The 16,509-nt window shown below is 34.5% G+C and carries 20 protein-coding genes and 1 pseudogene; 6 read left to right on the top strand and 15 right to left on the bottom strand.

What is annotated here, in order from left to right; genetic code table 11:
- Positions 1-13: 13 nt before the first annotated feature.
- Positions 14-391 (bottom strand): S1 domain-containing post-transcriptional regulator GSP13, encoded by a 378-nt coding sequence (yugI, locus tag MKY81_RS19425; RefSeq protein WP_066234269.1) that lies wholly within the window; start codon positions 389-391, stop codon positions 14-16.
- Positions 392-583: 192 nt separating this feature from the next.
- Between yugI and MKY81_RS19430 the strand changes: the two are divergent.
- Together MKY81_RS19430 and MKY81_RS19435 are read left to right on the top strand one after the other, a co-directional pair.
- Positions 584-769: pseudogene (locus MKY81_RS19430) on the top strand (helix-turn-helix domain-containing protein); the annotation flags it as partial.
- Between the two features lie 194 nt (positions 770-963).
- Entirely contained in the window at positions 964-1,788 is an 825-nt protein-coding gene (locus tag MKY81_RS19435; protein ID WP_107920222.1) for an alpha/beta fold hydrolase, read from the top strand.
- A 167-nt stretch (positions 1,789-1,955) separates the two neighbouring features.
- Here MKY81_RS19435 and MKY81_RS19440 read toward each other — a convergent pair whose 3' ends face one another.
- The 6 genes from MKY81_RS19440 to MKY81_RS19465 form a co-directional block, all read right to left on the bottom strand.
- Positions 1,956-2,987: a hypothetical protein gene (locus tag MKY81_RS19440; RefSeq protein ID WP_107920221.1), complete on the bottom strand. Its 1,032-nt coding sequence runs from the start codon at positions 2,985-2,987 to the stop codon at positions 1,956-1,958.
- 99 nt (positions 2,988-3,086) lie between these two features.
- Positions 3,087-3,248 (bottom strand): hypothetical protein, encoded by a 162-nt coding sequence (locus tag MKY81_RS19445; protein ID WP_160331487.1) that lies wholly within the window; start codon positions 3,246-3,248, stop codon positions 3,087-3,089.
- A 157-nt stretch (positions 3,249-3,405) separates the two neighbouring features.
- Positions 3,406-3,831, bottom strand: coding sequence for a hypothetical protein (locus MKY81_RS19450; protein ID WP_066235398.1), 426 nt, complete (start codon positions 3,829-3,831; stop codon positions 3,406-3,408).
- A gap of 202 nt (positions 3,832-4,033) precedes the next feature.
- Positions 4,034-4,540: a hypothetical protein gene (locus MKY81_RS19455; RefSeq protein ID WP_066235396.1), complete on the bottom strand. Its 507-nt coding sequence runs from the start codon at positions 4,538-4,540 to the stop codon at positions 4,034-4,036.
- 421 nt (positions 4,541-4,961) lie between these two features.
- Positions 4,962-5,474, bottom strand: coding sequence for a superoxide dismutase family protein (locus tag MKY81_RS19460; protein WP_066230992.1), 513 nt, complete (start codon positions 5,472-5,474; stop codon positions 4,962-4,964).
- 433 nt (positions 5,475-5,907) lie between these two features.
- A complete protein-coding gene (locus MKY81_RS19465; protein WP_066230998.1) occupies positions 5,908-6,501 on the bottom strand; it encodes a peptidylprolyl isomerase in 594 nt (197 codons plus the stop codon).
- Positions 6,502-6,660: 159 nt separating this feature from the next.
- Here MKY81_RS19465 and MKY81_RS19470 point away from each other — a divergent pair, with 159 nt between their 5' ends.
- Together MKY81_RS19470 and MKY81_RS19475 are read left to right on the top strand one after the other, a co-directional pair.
- On the top strand, positions 6,661-7,056 hold the full coding sequence (locus tag MKY81_RS19470; RefSeq protein ID WP_066231001.1) for a kinase-associated lipoprotein B: 396 nt from the start codon (positions 6,661-6,663) through the stop codon (positions 7,054-7,056).
- 412 nt (positions 7,057-7,468) lie between these two features.
- Positions 7,469-8,680 (top strand): MFS transporter, encoded by a 1,212-nt coding sequence (locus tag MKY81_RS19475; protein WP_066231066.1) that lies wholly within the window; start codon positions 7,469-7,471, stop codon positions 8,678-8,680.
- 30 nt (positions 8,681-8,710) lie between these two features.
- On the opposite strand, the gene MKY81_RS19480 is transcribed toward MKY81_RS19475, so the two are convergent.
- Positions 8,711-9,094 carry a hotdog fold thioesterase gene (locus MKY81_RS19480; protein WP_066231008.1) on the bottom strand — a complete coding sequence of 128 codons (384 nt, stop codon included), beginning with the start codon at positions 9,092-9,094 and terminating at the stop codon, positions 8,711-8,713.
- A gap of 170 nt (positions 9,095-9,264) precedes the next feature.
- Between MKY81_RS19480 and MKY81_RS19485 the strand changes: the two genes are divergently transcribed.
- Complete coding sequence (locus tag MKY81_RS19485) at positions 9,265-9,639, top strand: hypothetical protein (RefSeq protein ID WP_084347602.1); 375 nt, start codon at positions 9,265-9,267, stop codon at positions 9,637-9,639.
- 52 nt (positions 9,640-9,691) lie between these two features.
- Here the strand turns inward: MKY81_RS19485 and MKY81_RS19490 are convergent, their stop codons facing one another.
- The 6 genes from MKY81_RS19490 to MKY81_RS19515 form a co-directional block, all read right to left on the bottom strand.
- Complete coding sequence (locus MKY81_RS19490; RefSeq protein ID WP_066231013.1) at positions 9,692-9,934, bottom strand: hypothetical protein; 243 nt, start codon at positions 9,932-9,934, stop codon at positions 9,692-9,694.
- A gap of 164 nt (positions 9,935-10,098) precedes the next feature.
- The gene (locus tag MKY81_RS19495) at positions 10,099-11,601 is read right to left on the bottom strand and encodes a leucyl aminopeptidase (RefSeq protein ID WP_107921111.1); all 1,503 of its coding nucleotides are present in this window, start codon (positions 11,599-11,601) and stop codon (positions 10,099-10,101) included.
- 132 nt (positions 11,602-11,733) lie between these two features.
- The gene (locus MKY81_RS19500) at positions 11,734-12,444 is read right to left on the bottom strand and encodes a 3D domain-containing protein (protein ID WP_107921113.1); all 711 of its coding nucleotides are present in this window, start codon (positions 12,442-12,444) and stop codon (positions 11,734-11,736) included.
- Between the two features lie 149 nt (positions 12,445-12,593).
- Positions 12,594-12,917, bottom strand: coding sequence for a YuiB family protein (locus MKY81_RS19505; protein WP_066231020.1), 324 nt, complete (start codon positions 12,915-12,917; stop codon positions 12,594-12,596).
- A gap of 180 nt (positions 12,918-13,097) precedes the next feature.
- A complete protein-coding gene (locus MKY81_RS19510) occupies positions 13,098-13,220 on the bottom strand; it encodes a YuiA family protein (RefSeq protein ID WP_165797671.1) in 123 nt (40 codons plus the stop codon).
- A 204-nt stretch (positions 13,221-13,424) separates the two neighbouring features.
- On the bottom strand, positions 13,425-14,642 hold the full coding sequence (locus MKY81_RS19515; protein ID WP_107921110.1) for an NAD(P)/FAD-dependent oxidoreductase: 1,218 nt from the start codon (positions 14,640-14,642) through the stop codon (positions 13,425-13,427).
- A gap of 344 nt (positions 14,643-14,986) precedes the next feature.
- On the opposite strand from MKY81_RS19515, the gene MKY81_RS19520 reads away from it, so the two are divergent.
- Positions 14,987-15,985 carry an NAD(P)/FAD-dependent oxidoreductase gene (locus MKY81_RS19520; protein ID WP_107921112.1) on the top strand — a complete coding sequence of 333 codons (999 nt, stop codon included), beginning with the start codon at positions 14,987-14,989 and terminating at the stop codon, positions 15,983-15,985.
- A gap of 33 nt (positions 15,986-16,018) precedes the next feature.
- Here the strand turns inward: MKY81_RS19520 and MKY81_RS19525 are convergent, their stop codons facing one another.
- The gene (locus MKY81_RS19525; RefSeq protein ID WP_066231027.1) at positions 16,019-16,381 is read right to left on the bottom strand and encodes a HesB/IscA family protein; all 363 of its coding nucleotides are present in this window, start codon (positions 16,379-16,381) and stop codon (positions 16,019-16,021) included.
- Positions 16,382-16,509 lie beyond the last annotated feature (128 nt).

The raw sequence follows: 16,509 nt of genomic DNA on the forward strand, positions 1-16,509 counted from the left end.
GGATTTTTTATTATTATTTTTTGATTAAATCGGATTGATCAATCCATTCTTGTAATTTGTCTTTTAAAGTATTAAATCCTTCTGTTGGCTCTTCAGAAATAACACTTGCTTGACGACGACGAGGTTGTTTTTTCTCTTGTTTTGGCGCTTCTTCAGTGGCACGGATAGACAAGCTGATCTTGCCATTTTCTTCGTCAACTGAAAGCACTTTAACTTTCACTTCGTCACCAATTTTTAAATGATCATTAATATCTTTAACATAACCGTGTTTAATTTCTGAAATATGAACTAATCCTTGAGTTTCCTCATCAAGTGCGATAAAAGCTCCATATGGTTGAATACCAGCTACCTTACCTGTTAACACACTTCCAATTTCGTATTTTGTCGTCATCGAAACACTCCTATTTATCTAAATTTTTCTCCTATATATACGCAATAAAAAATTATACCACAGTCAAGATTGATAATCAAAAAATACGTATAATATAAAACGCTCACAAAAAATTCAAGAAGCATATTTAAGACTAAAAACGATTATATGATACAATAAAAGAAAAGAATTCTGATTATTGGAGGGATTTTGATGACTTCATTTGCACAAAATCTAAAATTTCATCGTGAACAACATAATCTAACACAAGAAGAATTAGCATTAAAAGCTAGATTGGGAACGAAAACGATTGAAAAATACGAATCTGGTGAGCAAGTTCCTAATACACAAACGATTTTAAAATTATCAACGGTTTTAGATGTGCCGGCCTCCGAATTAACTCCATCGAAATAATTTTTTATAAATTTGATTAAAAATGTACAAATGTGGATATTCTATAATTACAAGGCTTTCTGTATAGTACTGTTAAGTTTTATAGCATACTATACACTAGTATTCCCCCTTTTTATTTTTTTGACGAGATATAATGCTCGTCCTTTTTTTTGCCATTTTCTCTTACGGGAGTGAAAATCATGTCAATTTCTGTTTCAACACACAAAAAAAATATAAAAGGAATCGATTTATATTTTGAAATACATCGCAATAAAAACGCTAAAGAAACCTTCGTATTATTACACGGCTTTCTCTCATCATCTTTTAGTTTTAGAAAACTCATTCCTTATTTAACGCAAAAATTCAACGTGATTACCATTGACTTACCCCCATTTGGCCAAAGCGGAAAACATGCACACTATCAATATTCTTATCATAATTTGGCTGCGACCGTTATTTCTTTAATCAATCAGCTTGGATACCGGGGCGTGTATCTTATCGGCCATTCGATGGGCGGACAAATCGCTTTGAATATAATGCTCCAAAATCCTAGTTTAGTAAAAAAAGGAATTCTTCTTTGCAGTTCCGGCTATTTAGAAGCTTCTAAGCAATCATTAAAACTACTAAGTTACTTGCCGTTTTTTCATTATTTTGTAAAGCGATACTTAGAAAAATCTGGTGTGCAGAAAAATGTAGAAAATGTCGTACATAATAAAATGATTATTGACGATGACATGTTAAAAGGCTACGAGCAGCCGTTTTTAAATAATGAAATATTTCGTGGTTTGTCAAGAATGGTAAGAGATCGGGAAGGAGATTTAACATCCGATAGATTAAAGACTATCACAACTCCCTGTCTATTAATTTGGGGGGAATTTGATCGAGTCGTTCCCCTTCACATCGGAAAACGATTAGCAACGGAAATACCGAATGCAAAACTCGTCGTTTTAAAGGAAGCGGGGCATTTAATCCCGGAGGAAAAAGCTAAAGAAGTTTACCAAAACATTTGTGAGTTTATAAAATAAGCGGAAGCGCCTTGACCAGTCCCTGGAGCTGGACATTAAATACAAAACCGGGAAATTAATCTCCCGGTTTTGTGTAATACACATTAGAAGTATGACAGCGATTAATTATTAAGGTAACTTAGTTGTAATTATCAGTTTCTCTTCTTTATTCTTATCCTCAACTTTCATTAAATAACTCCATTATTAGCTGTCATATCAAAAATATCTTTATCATTAATTTTTCCCTGTTTCTTAATTAGATTATTATCAATTTGAAACTTGTGGAAATACCTGTCTCCACCCATACCAACAAATACATGATTACTAGCATCTACCCTAAGTCTGTTAACCTCCATATACTTACTCGAAAATTCTTTAGCCTTCATCGTTCGAGTATCATAAAGAACTAGTTTGTTATCCGCAAAAGAGTTAGAAAAGAAAGCTAAGTAAACAATTTGGTGATCATTTAATAATTCCCCCCAACCAATTTTCTTATGTGGACTCTTAAACCTTTCCAATTTTTGTTTTGAAATATCGTATATATAACAGTAGCCTTTTCCCCCTCTTATATCAGTAAAGAGAAGTTTTCCTTTTTGTATAGATAAAAACGCATTTTCAAGTGTATGTGTTTTTAAATTAAAAATTATTTTATTACTATGTGAATTAAGATCCCGTAACATTACATAAGATTGATTTTTCTTTTGATCATAATAAATCCATGCTATATGATTATCAGCTAAAACAGGGAATTCATTTTTGATTGACTTATCATTTTCTTTTGTAACAGGTTTAATTTCCTTTGTTTTTGTATTCATGATATATATATTTTTCTGATCCCCAAAATCATCACTATCTACCCAAGTAAGCCATCGACCATTAGCTTTTACTCCTTGTACAGAAGAACTATCAAATTTAGTTGTAAATAGCTGCACAGTTTTCTTTGTTTTCCTGTTATATTGAATGATTTTATTAGCCATTCCAGAAGGACTTTTATCAGCAGCACTCAAATAAACATTGTCTCCATAAGAGTCATAAGAGGATATTTCTTTATACGGTAAATTAATATTCACATTAAGATCTTTATCATAAATCTGTGTTTTTTGCAGCGATTTAGAGTTTGTTGCTGATGAACTTTTTGATTGGAATAATCGAATTCCATAAAAAGCTATGACTATTAGTACTAATAAAATTATTAATAAATACAATTTTCTTCGTTTCATTTCAACTCCTCCTTCTTAAAAAAATACCTTATGTCATCCTCGAATTTTTGAGTGAATAAAGATAAAAGGTCGTGAGGTTCTCTCACGACCTAGAGAATACTACCAAACCATAACGGCATTGGTTGACTGGTTGTCTGCTTCATATACTGCTCTAGCAATTCCTTTACTAGAGACAGACGTTCTGAGTTTTGACCAATATGTTCCACCATGGGTGAATTCAGTAGTTCTAATTTTACTGTCGGCTGAGAAATCACCCCGCATCTAACTTTAACAGAAGGGACTAGTTCCATTTTGCTATCGCCGATTAACCCTATCCTGCGCCTTCCACCCTAAAACAAGGTTTTTCTAAAAAAGAAATACCCCTTAGAATAAGTTCTAAAACTTTTTAGGGGTATTTTTAATGATTATCTTTTGGTAATTACCACTTCTTAAGCGTTCCTCCGCCTTCACATCGTGTATCATCTCCACCCTTACAAGCGGCCATCATATAATAATAACCTGTGCTTGGAATATCACCATAGCTATAGTCAATTCCACCTTTACCTGCTGCATAACTCCAAGGTGTTATTTGCTTTCCGTCACTTAATCGAAAAACCGCAAAAGCCACATGAAAAAGACTTTTATTTGTTGTTCCAAAATCATACTTAAACTCTTCACCTTTAGAAAAATATATTTTTGGTGTAGACCAATATTGAGCTACACCATACTTCATAGAAATATCAACACATCTTGAATTTCCGGAACAAGAAATAATAGCCGCCCCAGCTGTGTTAGTCGTACCGAACATTGATGTACCCATAATAACCAAAAATGTAGCCGCAACAATCATCATTTTTTTTACCATTAGATAACACAAACCTTTCTTCGTATATTTACTAATGGTATATTTCTATTTTATTTAGAAATAATCCTTTATTTTTTTAAAGTTTTTACGCTTTTTTTCCAAGGAATAAAAAAATAGTTTAATTGGCTTAACTATTTAAACACTAACGAGTAACTGCCTAAAGAAGAATTGAAAAAATGATAAAAATCCATTTAGATTAATTTCAATTAAATGTATTGGCAATTTCAATGAATCCTTCTTTTGTTAGAGTTGATTTTTTTAAAGTATAGCAATATTCCACTTGGTCCTTAATGAAGGCAAACATATAAAAGTTATCTTTAAAAAAATATCCTTCAATCCCGTTCTTAAGAATTACCTTTTCTGATTTATCTAATGGCAAAAATGTTACTTCTTTTTTCTTAGCTGGTTTAATATTTAAAATGAAATTATTAGAAGTAATTGAATTTAAATCATACCATATTAATTTGAGTTCATTTTTATATGCTTTTCCCACCTTATAATTGTAATTTATTGGAATATCCGGTATTAGTACATTTACTTTCTCTTTATTCTCGTAAGTAGATATTGCTTTGTTTAATGAAACATAGCCATCATTTTTTAAGGTAATTTTAAACGAGCGGATAGGATCATTAGTTTTTGCATTTACTTGATTACCTTGAATATTGAATAGAAGTATAAACCCAATAAAAAATACTGAAATAAATCTCATATAAACACTCCTTTAAATATAATTACAATTGGATTCAATTTGCATTTACATGTATTAAACTTTTTAATTGATTTTACTAGGCTTTAGTATTTGTTATTTATAAAAGGTTATTCATAGTTGATAAAGGGGAAAGGCAATGAGAACTAAAAATGTCCCCGTATTGTATTTGTCAAATTCTTATCATTGGTGGAGGTCGAGAATTTTTTCTTTAAAATCTTTTAATCTATTTTTAAGCAATGTGGAGGCTACCTACCCCTTACCTTAAAAATTCCTTACTATTAATAAGTTAATAAAAAGTCTCAAAGTTCTTTTGATACTTCCAATTCATACTCGGCTATGACCGGTTTATAGGTTTGCAATCCTTATTTGGAGAGAAATAGTCATTCTTAATAAAAAAAGAACTTCTTAACGGTCCTTTTAGTTATTTATTTTTTATTACTCCACATGCAATACGGTTTCCAGCATCACCTGAAGGTTGAGTCATCCCGTCATCTTTGGATTCATGGATGACAATGGAGGTACCGTCCTTTGTAAATAACGAATTTTTACCACTGTCCATTGTAACTTGTGGGGCGAGAATGTCTAATTTTGCTTTTCCATCATCTTTTACAATTAAGTTAGGAAGATCTCCTGCATGAGAGCCTTTTGGATTTAATAGTCCGTGTTCTTTCTTTTCGGGATTAAAATGGTTACCGGCGGAAGTGAAAGTGGGAGCTTTACAACTTCCCTTTTCGTGAAAATGAATCGCATGCTCACCCGGCGGAAGTCCAGTTAGATTAATCTTTAACATGACACCCTTCGCTTGCTCTTTCAAATTTATCTTTCCGAGACTATCACCTGTAGCGTTTTTTATATCAACATCCGTATCTTTCGGATTCCCTTGAGTACACCCGCTCAATAGTATCGTCGTTAAGAGAATTGCAGCCCATTTCATTATGTATTCCTCCAAAATTTGTTAGTTATCTATTCACAATTCTAGCCAGAACAAAGCCTGTCTATTCGTTTAAAAAACAAAAAGCCAATCCATTAGTTGAATTGGCTCATCTATTATTTTAGATGTTTAATTTTTTCTTCAAATTCCTTTGCTTTTTTTAATTGTTTTTTATTTACTCTAAGAATAAACATAAACGTTAAGATGCATAGAATTAAAAAGATCGAAAACGAAATAAATGCGGGAATATATTCTCTCTTATCTTCCGGAAAATAAAGAAACAAATTTAGTATGAAAATATTTAAAGAGTTTAACATGAGAAACTCCCTTTCTTATAAAACTTTTCTTAACTAGTATACCAATTATCACCTTGTAAAACCAATTGCTTGATTTGACAAATTTATTACAAAAAGCTGCCCGATTGGACAGCTTCCCCTTATTTCAATACATTTATTTTTTCAATAACAACATCGAATTGAACTGGACGGTCTTGCATATCTGTTTTCACTTCAGCGATTTTATCAACAACATCCATACCTTCAATCACATGACCAAATACTGTGTGGCGGAAATCTAAATGTGGAGTTCCCCCGTTTTCCATATATGCATTAATTACTTCTTCTGGGTAACCCGCTCTTTCCATTTGGCCTTTCATTCTTGGATCAACGGCAACACTTTGGACGATAAAGAATTGACTGCCATTAGTGTTAGGACCTGCATTTGCCATTGATAATGCTCCGCGGAAGTTAAATAATTGTTGAGAAAATTCGTCTTCAAATGGAGCTCCATAAATACTTTCTCCACCTGTACCGTTTCCTTGCGGGTCTCCACCTTGAATCATAAATCCGTTAATGATACGGTGGAAAGTTACTCCCTCATAGTACCCATCTTGACTATGCTTTACAAAATTTTCAACTGTTTTAGGTGCAAGTTCCGGAAATAATTTAATTTTAATATTTCCCATATTTGTTTGCATTTCAATGACCTTTTCGTTTTCTAACACTTCATTTGTAAGCTGTGGATATGTCATTTGATATACTCCTTTATGTATAATTTAAAATTTATTATGATAATACATATCTTCCTTCACTTACTTTACTAAATTCATATCCCATGATGCAACTTTCATCTTCTTTTCTTTTCATTTTGCTTGTAGTCCATCATAATAGTCATAAGGAGGTAGATTATTATGGAACTCGAACAAATAGTGACTTTTTTTAATAAAACAGGAAAATACATAGGTGAAATTACAGGCATTTATCCCGATCATTATGTTGTCAGAACACTGGCTGTTTTAAAACACCCGATGCAAGGCGATTTGCATCATCCGAAAGAAACCGACGTTGCCTTTTTTCACGAAAGAAAAGCATTAGCTTACAGAGAACAATCAAATATACCGTTAAAAATGGTCAAACCTTATGAAGGAGATGTCCCAAATTATAATGATTCCCTCAAACAATCTGTTGAGAAAATGCTAAATGATCTCACAGCTAAGAAATCTGAATTTAACATAAAAAGTATAGAAAGTTTAAAAAGCATCCAACGGGAATATGAATTAATGTACAATATTAAATGGGATAATTAATGCATGGAGATGATGACGAATCATCTCTTTTTTTATTCTTGTACTTCCCTTGTTAGCACAATAATTGAAGCGGTTTCACAAAACGAAATGGGCTCTTTCATAGTTGAAATTTTAGAAAATATCAATATAATACTTAGGTAAACTAAATATTAGAAAAACGAAAGTTATTAAAAATAAAAGGCTCTTTTCTAAAAGATTGTTGCTGTTATAAGCACAGAGTGGATTGGAGCGGAAGGCACTTGACTCCTGCGGGATCAGCTGGACAGATGAGACCCCGCAGGAGCGAAGCGACGAGGAGGCTCATCGCCAGCCCCGCGGAAAGCAAGTGCCTATAGCGGAAAGGAACGGTTCATTTCATTATTTCCTACAACAACAACCTTTACGAAAATAACCAAAAAAGAAGGTGTTTTTGATTAGTAACGAAAAGCGTAATTTATTGATTATGTGGATTTGCAACTTCTTAGTCGGTGCAAGCACAACAATGATCATGCCTTTCCTTTCTTTATACATTGAATCATTCGGAAACTATAGTGATGAATATGTACAAAGATGGGCGGGATTTGTTTTTGGAGTGACCTTTTTGGTGGCTTTTTTCATTTCTCCGATTTGGGGAAGATTTGGCGATCGATATGGATTTAAACCAATTCTATTAATTACGGGATATGGGATTGCCGTCAGTATCTTTTTCATGGGAATGATGCACCATGTAATCGGTCTATTCATCTTAAGATTTATGATGGGGATTGTAACAGGATTTATCCCGACATCCATTGCCCTCATTTCATCCCAAACCCCTAAAGAAAGTGCGGGGAAAGTTTTAGGCACATTGCAAATGGGAACCGTTTCAGGAACATTATTCGGACCGTTAATTGGCGGTGCAATGGCAGACTCATTCGGCTTTAAGTACACATTTATTATTACCTCTATTTCCATTATCATTGCTACAACCGGCGTACTATTTGGTATTGTCGAGAACAGAAAAGAAAGAATCGCCAAACTAGGTCAAAAAGAATTCAGCCGTAAAGATGTTTTAAAAAGAATTTTTAATCATCGTATTTTAATTACTGTAATGATCATAGCGCTACTTATTCAAGTAGCAAACTTTAGTATCCAACCACTACTCGCCCTTTATGTGAGTCAATTAAGCAGTGCAGGAAGTGTCGCTTTGTTAGCTGGTATGGCGTTTTCAGCTACTGGTTTCGGTAATCTATTAATGACACGTCAATGGGGTAAGCTCGGGGATAAAATCGGCCATGAAAAAGTATTAATGTGTTTACTCATACTTGCTTCGATTTTTATCATTCCCCAAGCACTTGCCAACCAGCTTTGGGAACTAGTCATTTTCCGTTTTCTCTTTGGAATGGCCATCGGTGGAATGCTTCCGAGTATCACTGCCTTTATTCGCAGAGAAGCACCGCTTGAAATGCAAGGGGAAGTACTTGGTTATAATCAAAGTTTTCGATTTCTAGGTAATGTAATCGGACCTGTATTAGGTGGACTAATTTCGGGATTTAGCGGGATCTCATCCGTATTTTATGTGACTAGTGCACTATTTTTAATTGCGTTCGGAATACTGCTTTATAGTATTAAGCACGATCGGCATCAGCTAAAAGAGAGATACTAAAAATAACCTACAAGTGTCATCACTTGTAGGTTATTTTTTTGGTACAACGGCCATTGTACATCGTGACGTACAGATAAGCCGGTCTTCTTCATCTTTAATTTTGATTTCCCATACATGAGTACTTTTTCCAACATGAACTGCATCGGCAAAAGCAGTTACTACACCATCCCGTTTTGATCGAATATGATTTGCGTTTATTTCTAAACCAAAACATATTTCATTTTCTTGATCAATGATGGCTGCGGCTCCAACACTAGCCACTGTTTCCGCAAGAGCAACCGATGCCCCTCCGTGCAAATAACCGAATGGTTGCTTCGTTCTTTCATTCACAGGCATCGTAGCTACTACTTTTCCTTTGCCAATCTCTACAAATTCAATTCCTAACGCCCCGATTAATGTGTTTTTATAATCCATTTTATCTTTCCTCCTTAAACTTATTATTCAAGAAGGATTCCCGAAACTCCTTCTTCCGTATTTTTTATCATAATATAAATTTAGCTACACATACTACAGTTCTTTCAGCATATTGTGAAAAGGAAGGTATTTACTCTCGTTTCATGATTATTAAGGAGGGGACGATTACTTTGAACCACAATTACCCAAATTATCCGATGTATCCCCCCAATCCCTATCAGCCATACCCTTTTTCTTACTCTCGCCAGTATCAGCCAGTGAACCCATCATTATTTATTCAATCCGCTAACAAAACGTTAGTTATTTTAAAAGACGCTGAAAAAATAGTTGAAAAAATATCTAAATCGGAGGATTTTTCAAAAAGGCTAATGACTTTTGCTCAACAGTCAAAATTAAATGAGGTAAAAAAAATGATCTCTAGTATTGGAGTAAAAACAATACCGATCATCCGCTTTACCCCAAGCGGTCTTGTTTTGAACTTTTCAAATAGCAAAAGCGAACCAAATTGTTGTCTGCTTCAATTAAAAATTCGCTGGGGGCAGTAAAAATAGTAATCGAATAAAGCTCTTCGAAATTGAAGAGCTTTAAGCCGCAATATTATCTATATGGTACATATGGGAATGCATTCGCACCGTAACCCCCATATTGCGGGTATGGATATGGTTGTGGATACGGATACGGCTGCGGGTATGGTAGTGGATAAGGACGTGGTCTAAATATCGCACTTCCTAATCCACCACCAATAAGCCCGCCAATAAATCCCCCTACTAGTGGGGCGCCAAAAAGAAAAGGAAACATTCTCGAATTTTGAGGGATGGGTGCCTGTCGATAATAATACATTAGGTATACCTCCTTTTTAGAGACACTCTTTATATTTTTATGCGAGTTAAGGGCGAATGGCATGGGCAAACGCGATTTTGGATAGGCTTTTAACTGCCCAAATATACGTGAAAGGTCACGGATATTAAAAAAAACCGTAATCATACGGTTTTTTTTGACTCGAATTATTTGATTGGTTCAAATCTTTCCACAAGTAAGGCCAATGTACGAACCATAACTCCGGTTGCACCGGAAGGCCCCAAATCGTACTCTTTACTAGTAACGGCTGTTCCGGCAATATCTAAATGGACCCATGGGGTATCTTCTGCAAATTCTCCGACAAAAGCACCTCCCATAATTGCATGACCCTCACTGCCTGGGGAATTATTTAAGTCCGCAATTTTGCTTCCGCGAACCCGTTTTTTATCATTTTCAGTTAGTGGCAGGCGCCAAATAAATTCGCCGGATTCACTTGATGCTTCTAATACTTGTTCAAAAAATCCTTCATGATTAGTTAAAGCACCTGTTTTATCAAGGCCAAGCGCAGTAATAACACCACCTGTTAATGTAGCGACATCAACTAAATAGTTTGCCCCATGATGTTTCGCATAAGTAATAGCATCTGCTAATGCTAATCTACCTTCTGCATCAGTATTCAATACTTCGATCGTTTTTCCACTCATAGATGTAATGACATCGTCCGGCTTAAATGCTGAACCACTAATCATATTATCTGTAGAAGGAATAACCGCTACAACGTTTTGCTCAGGTCTTAGCTCGCCAATGATCTCCATTGCCCCTAGAACAGCAGCGGCACCGCCCATATCGGTTTTCATCCCAACGATACCGGCTTTTGTTTTTAATGAATATCCCCCAGTATCAAAGGTAACTCCTTTGCCGACGAGACCGATAACATCTTTCCATTCTTCTTTCCCTTGATATTTTAGCACAATCATTTTTGGAGGCTCTGTGGATCCTTGGTTTACAGCTAAAAAAGCACCCATTCCCAATTTTTCCATTTCTTCTTTTTCAAGGATTTCTACTTCAAATTCATATTTTTTTGCTACTTCTTCAGCATAATGAGCTAGCTCTGTAGCTGTTAGCATATTACCGGGAAGATTGACTAGCGTACGTGCGGAGTTTGTTGCTTTCCCGAATGCATATCCAACTGTCAATGCCGCCTCAATCTCATCTTTGTCTGCTTCCGTGAAAATACTTAATTGTTCTATTTTCTTCTCCGGTTCATTCGATTTTTGTTTATATCCGGCAAATTCGTATGTGGCTAATGCAAAAGCTTCACTTAATGCATTTGCCACATCATCATGGGAAAGCGATTCCGTTACAAACGTATCAAGGGCGACAGCGGCTGATTGTAATCGATTCTTATTGACAAATTTAAATGCCTTTCCAAACGCCTCTTTTATTTCGTCAAATTTTAAGTCTTTCTCTTTTCCTAAACCGATAAATACTAAACGTTTAGAAGCAATTTTTCCCAATGTATGTACTTTTGATATTTCCTTTAATTTAGCTGATAAATCTCCTGATTTAACAAGCTCAGTCAAGCCGTTTTCAAATTTTGCATCCAACTCTGTTAAAATTCCAGAAAACTTTTCAGGAGTATCCTTTAAACCGATTAGTAAACATTCCTGACTGTCATTAAAAGGATTTGAACTACTAATATTAAACATTCTAAAAACACCTCCATTGTTTATTATAGCGAAAAACTTTTACAATAACATTGTTCACATATCAAAAATTAACTCAATTTTGAAAAGTCCCGAAAAATATAAAGTGGGCTGACATAATCAGCCCACTACATTCTATTCTAATTTTGTTTTTATATATTGTTGCCTAAACACTTGCATTGTCTTATCTTCATTTAGTTTTGTTAATTCTTTCTCGGTTAATTTTCCTTTACCTACTTCGACAATATAAACTTCTACACTCTTCTTTCCCCATTGCTCATAAACATCGTTAACTGTTTCATAATATAGGTCCAACCTATTTCCTTTAATAGCAGATCCAGTATCGGCCACGACTCCATATCCATAACCTGGAATAAAAAGAATAGAACCTATCGGAAATACGTTTGTGTCTGCTGCAATCGTTGAATATAAATCCCTTTTTACTTTAACACCTGAATATGTAATACCATATTGTGGATCATTTGGATTTTTACCAGTTGATTCCACACCTGCTGTATAGCCAGTCGCCAAAACTTTTTTAGTAGGATATTTTGACCAATTAATCGCTTCTTCTAATTTTGGTATTGTCCCTTTTACAGATTCACTTGATGAAATTTTTGTAGTTGTCGCCACTGATTTTTTCAATGATTTTAATGATAATCCAATTGATTTACTACTAAAATCGCGTTCTAATTTTTGATTACTATTTGATATTTTGCTACCCGATCCATAGACCATATCTGAATCGAATGTTTCAGCCTTAACTCCAGAAATTGATTGAAATGTTGTTAAAACAGCACCTATAAATAAAATTGTCATAAGGAAACGCCTTAATATTTTTTTCATATACATAGTTTTTCCACTCCTCCCAAATCTATTCCTTTCCTAAAACGATTTGAAATATTCATGGCGAGGAGAGAAAACTTAAAATTCAACCAATTTTGAATAAAATTTTCAATAAAAAAAAAGCCTTTAAGAGGCTTAAAGAAACTATATTAAAACATGCGATAACCTTTTTTACGTAAAATTTTCATAACCACTCCTGCTACGATTGCACCTATGAAACCACTTAATAATATCATAATGTCAGGTGCTAATAAGGCCGTTATCTTTTTTCCTAATTCATGAAAAGCATGACTTGAATTCGTGAAGTATTCAAGGAAACGAACATTATCAATAATCAAAATAGCAACAATTGGATAAACAATTGCCATTAACCATGTCATTCTTAATAGCATATTTAAAATGAAACCAATGCCAAAGAAAAGAACAAAAAATAATAACATCGAAATAATTAAAACCGGTAATGCCATATGCATTCGAACACGTACCTCCAAATATTCATTTCTCTCATAAAAATACACTAAATTCAAGTGTACTTAATGTTTTGGCACCCGTCAATAAAAGTGAAAGGTAAAGAAATGAACATTTTGTGTAAAGGGTTCACTCAAAAATAAAAAGGCCCCATTCAGGAAGCCCTTCATCTATTTAACAATTTTCTATTTTTTCTTACCTGTACCGTCACAACACGGACATGTTTCAGAACCGCCTAGAATGAGTTGAAAGTAACCTTTTCCAGAACAATATGTGCATTTTTTATTCTCCGCTGTAGCTATCTTCATTTTACTCAACTCCTCGTCTAAAATTTTGTTTCTTAATTTTCTGATAATATATCACCTTTTCATAAAATGGTAAACAAGCGAATCGAGGGAAGAAAGCGCATACAACGACGGCTTTTCTTATTTTTCTTTCTATATCTCCTGAATACTGAATTTTTTAAAAATACGAAAAAGATGGATAAGTTACATCCATCTTTTCATTGCATATTATAATAATTTAAATTTGCCCTTTTTCATCACTAATGAAGGACCACCAACCATAAATAATGCACGGTTATCAATCACTTTTTTCATGACCGAAGCCTTCGTACCTTTGATTTTCTTTCCAAAAACCACTCCGATTGCATCGTCTTCACCGAGTGAACAAACAGTACCTTTGTCATCAAAAACAAAGTTTTCGAGATCGTTTTTACCTTGGACAAGCTTCGCCACATTTCGCGCACAAACTTCCCCATGCTGCATAGCAATTTGGGCAGTAGGTGGATATGGACGATTAATTTCTTCGTTAATAATTAGCGAGCAATCACCAATGACAAAAATATCTTCATAACCCGGAATACGAAGGTCATCGTTAACTTTAACTCTGCCACGCATCGTTTCAAATCCCGATTTATCAATAACGGAATTACCGCGAACCCCTGCTGACCAAATAACGGTTCCAGCTTTTATCTCCTGTGGTTCTTCACCTTTTTTACCGAAGAACACACCTTCAGAAGTGACTTCTTGTACTGAATTACCGATATGGAATTCTACACCTTTACTTTCAAGTAATGCGATCGCATAGTTGACTAGATCACGATCAAATTGTGGCAATACCATAGGGGAAGCTTCAATACAAGTTATTCTTACTTTTTTAGCATCAATATCGTATTCTTCACATAGTTCAGGGATACGATTTGTTAATTCACCTAAAAATTCAATACCTGTAAATCCTGCCCCACCGACAACAATTGATAATCGTTTTTCATCTTTTTCTACTTCCGTGTTGTATGTTGCGAATTGGTATTCGATGTGTTCACGAATTTGTCTTGCTGCATTTACATTTGTGATTGCAAATGCATATTTGTCTAAACCTTTAATGCCAAATGTTTCTGAATCAGAACCAAGAGAAATGACTAAATAATCATATTCCACTTCACCATTTGCAAGAATTACTTTCTTTTCTTCCGGATTTACTTTTTCAATTGTAGCTTGAATAAATTCAACTTTTGCCGGATTTATGACATTTTTAATATCATAACGTACTCGATCATGATGGAGAGTACCTGCTGACGCCTCATGAAGCCATGTCGTTTCATAATGATATTTATTTTTATTGATTAAAATTATCTCAGCATCATTCGTCCCTAATAATTTTTGTAAACGAGTTACAGTCATTAATCCGCCATAACCTGCACCCAAAATAACAACTCTTGGCTTTCTCACAGTATCAATTCCACCTTTTAATTTTTTAGTGATGGTATTTATAGCTTACCACCATAAATATGCAAAAAAACATTTGTGATATATTTCACTAATGAATACATAGTAAAATAAGGCTTTGTTAAACTAACTACATTATTAACTAAGCCCCATATAAAAATTGTCATAAAAAATTAATATTATCCACACCTAATAATATTCCTTTTGCAGGTCTTTTTCAATATCTATTTAGGAAAAATGAAACTTAGAAAAATTCCAAAAACGGTACCCAAAATGCTAACATTAGATTATATGATTTTGGATGTGATATTATGGAATTGAAATTATATGATGTGGAGGGAATTTTTTTGAAGGAAGATCAAAAAATTTATGATATAACGATTATTGGCGGAGGACCTACTGGATTGTTCACCGCATTTTACGGAGGTATGCGTCAAGCAAGTGTGAAGATCATTGAAAGTCTGCCTCAATTAGGTGGACAGCTTGCCGCATTATATCCGGAAAAATATATTTATGATGTTGCCGGATTCCCAAAAATTAAAGCACATGATTTAGTTAATAATTTAAAAGAACAAATTGCCATGTTCTCACCTACTATATGTCTTGAACAAGCTGTTGAAAATGTTGAAAAACAAGAGGATGAAGTATTTAAACTGACGACAGATAAAGAAATCCATTACTCCAAAACAATCATCATAACTGCTGGTGTTGGTGCATTCCAACCACGTCGTTTAGAATTGGAAAATGCTGCTCAATATGAAGGAAAGAATTTACACTATTTTGTTGAGGATCTTCAAAGCTTTGCAGGTCAAAAAGTAGCGATATTAGGTGGTGGAGACTCCGCTGTTGACTGGGCATTAATGTTAGAACCAATTGCTGAAAAAGTTTCCTTAATTCACCGTCGCGATAAGTTCCGTGCTCATGAGCACAGTGTTGAAACATTGCGTAATTCTAAAGTTGAGATTGTCACTCCATTTGTTCCAGTAGAATTAGTTGGCGATGAAAATCAAGCAAAACAGCTAGTCCTAGAAGAAGTTCGTGGTGACAAAAAAGAAACAGTTGATTTTGACTCACTAATCGTCAATTACGGATTCGTTTCTTCTCTTGGTCCAATTAAAGATTGGGGCATTGAAATTGAGAAAAATTCAATCGTTGTTAACTCGAAAATGGAAACGAACATTCCAGGAATCTATGCAGCTGGAGATATTTGTACATTTGAAGGAAAAATAAAATTAATAGCAACTGGTTTTGGTGAAGCCCCTACCGCTGTAAGTAACGCCAAAGCTTACATAGATCCAAAAGCCCGCTTGCAGCCAATGCACAGTACGTCATTATTTCCGTCATAAGAAAAACCTAGGATTTTTTCCTAGGTTTCCTTTTTAACAATTCTCCGGTGTTCCAGCTACCTTCGCTGTTCTAAACGATGATCCACAACCGCAAGATGCGATCGCATTCGGATTATCGATGGTAAAGCCGCCGCCCATAAGAGATTGCTTATAATCAATTTTTGTTCCTTGAAGTATTGGTGCACTTTCTTTATCGACAAGAATAGCTATTCCATGTTGGCTATCTTCCATATCTTCCGCTTTTTTCTCTTGATCAAAGCCCATTCCGTAAGATAGTCCTGTACATCCGCCACCATTGACTGATACGCGTAGGAATGACCCTTCTTCTTCGTTTTGCTTCATCATATCTTTTATTTGAAGAGCTGCTGCTTCAGTAATCACTACAACATTTGTCATTTTTCCACCTCCATAATAAATGTTATCTATCCATTCTATGCTTATTTGAATATTTATTTTATATTATATACCCTATAAACACTGTACTCAACCTTTACGCTTTTGATAGTCTGATGATAAATGTTAAA

Source organism: Heyndrickxia sp. FSL W8-0423 (genome assembly GCF_038009395.1).
Lineage (GTDB): Bacteria > Bacillota > Bacilli > Bacillales > Bacillaceae_C > Heyndrickxia > Heyndrickxia sporothermodurans.

Bases quoted from the DNA above. Each gene is read 5' to 3' on its own strand.
- yugI (WP_066234269.1), bottom strand. From the start codon at position 391: ATGACGACAAAATACGAAATTGGAAGTGTGTTAACAGGTAAGGTAGCT.
- MKY81_RS19435 (WP_107920222.1), top strand. From the start codon at position 964: ATGTCAATTTCTGTTTCAACACACAAAAAAAATATAAAAGGAATCGAT.
- MKY81_RS19440 (WP_107920221.1), bottom strand. From the start codon at position 2,987: ATGAAACGAAGAAAATTGTATTTATTAATAATTTTATTAGTACTAATA.
- MKY81_RS19445 (WP_160331487.1), bottom strand. From the start codon at position 3,248: ATGCGGGGTGATTTCTCAGCCGACAGTAAAATTAGAACTACTGAATTC.
- MKY81_RS19450 (WP_066235398.1), bottom strand. From the start codon at position 3,831: ATGGTAAAAAAAATGATGATTGTTGCGGCTACATTTTTGGTTATTATG.
- MKY81_RS19455 (WP_066235396.1), bottom strand. From the start codon at position 4,540: ATGAGATTTATTTCAGTATTTTTTATTGGGTTTATACTTCTATTCAAT.
- MKY81_RS19460 (WP_066230992.1), bottom strand. From the start codon at position 5,474: ATGAAATGGGCTGCAATTCTCTTAACGACGATACTATTGAGCGGGTGT.
- MKY81_RS19465 (WP_066230998.1), bottom strand. From the start codon at position 6,501: ATGACATATCCACAGCTTACAAATGAAGTGTTAGAAAACGAAAAGGTC.
- MKY81_RS19470 (WP_066231001.1), top strand. From the start codon at position 6,661: ATGGAACTCGAACAAATAGTGACTTTTTTTAATAAAACAGGAAAATAC.
- MKY81_RS19480 (WP_066231008.1), bottom strand. From the start codon at position 9,094: ATGGATTATAAAAACACATTAATCGGGGCGTTAGGAATTGAATTTGTA.
- MKY81_RS19490 (WP_066231013.1), bottom strand. From the start codon at position 9,934: ATGTATTATTATCGACAGGCACCCATCCCTCAAAATTCGAGAATGTTT.
- MKY81_RS19495 (WP_107921111.1), bottom strand. From the start codon at position 11,601: ATGTTTAATATTAGTAGTTCAAATCCTTTTAATGACAGTCAGGAATGT.
- MKY81_RS19500 (WP_107921113.1), bottom strand. From the start codon at position 12,444: ATGAAAAAAATATTAAGGCGTTTCCTTATGACAATTTTATTTATAGGT.
- MKY81_RS19505 (WP_066231020.1), bottom strand. From the start codon at position 12,917: ATGCATATGGCATTACCGGTTTTAATTATTTCGATGTTATTATTTTTT.
- MKY81_RS19510 (WP_165797671.1), bottom strand. From the start codon at position 13,220: ATGAAGATAGCTACAGCGGAGAATAAAAAATGCACATATTGTTCTGGA.
- MKY81_RS19525 (WP_066231027.1), bottom strand. From the start codon at position 16,381: ATGACAAATGTTGTAGTGATTACTGAAGCAGCAGCTCTTCAAATAAAA.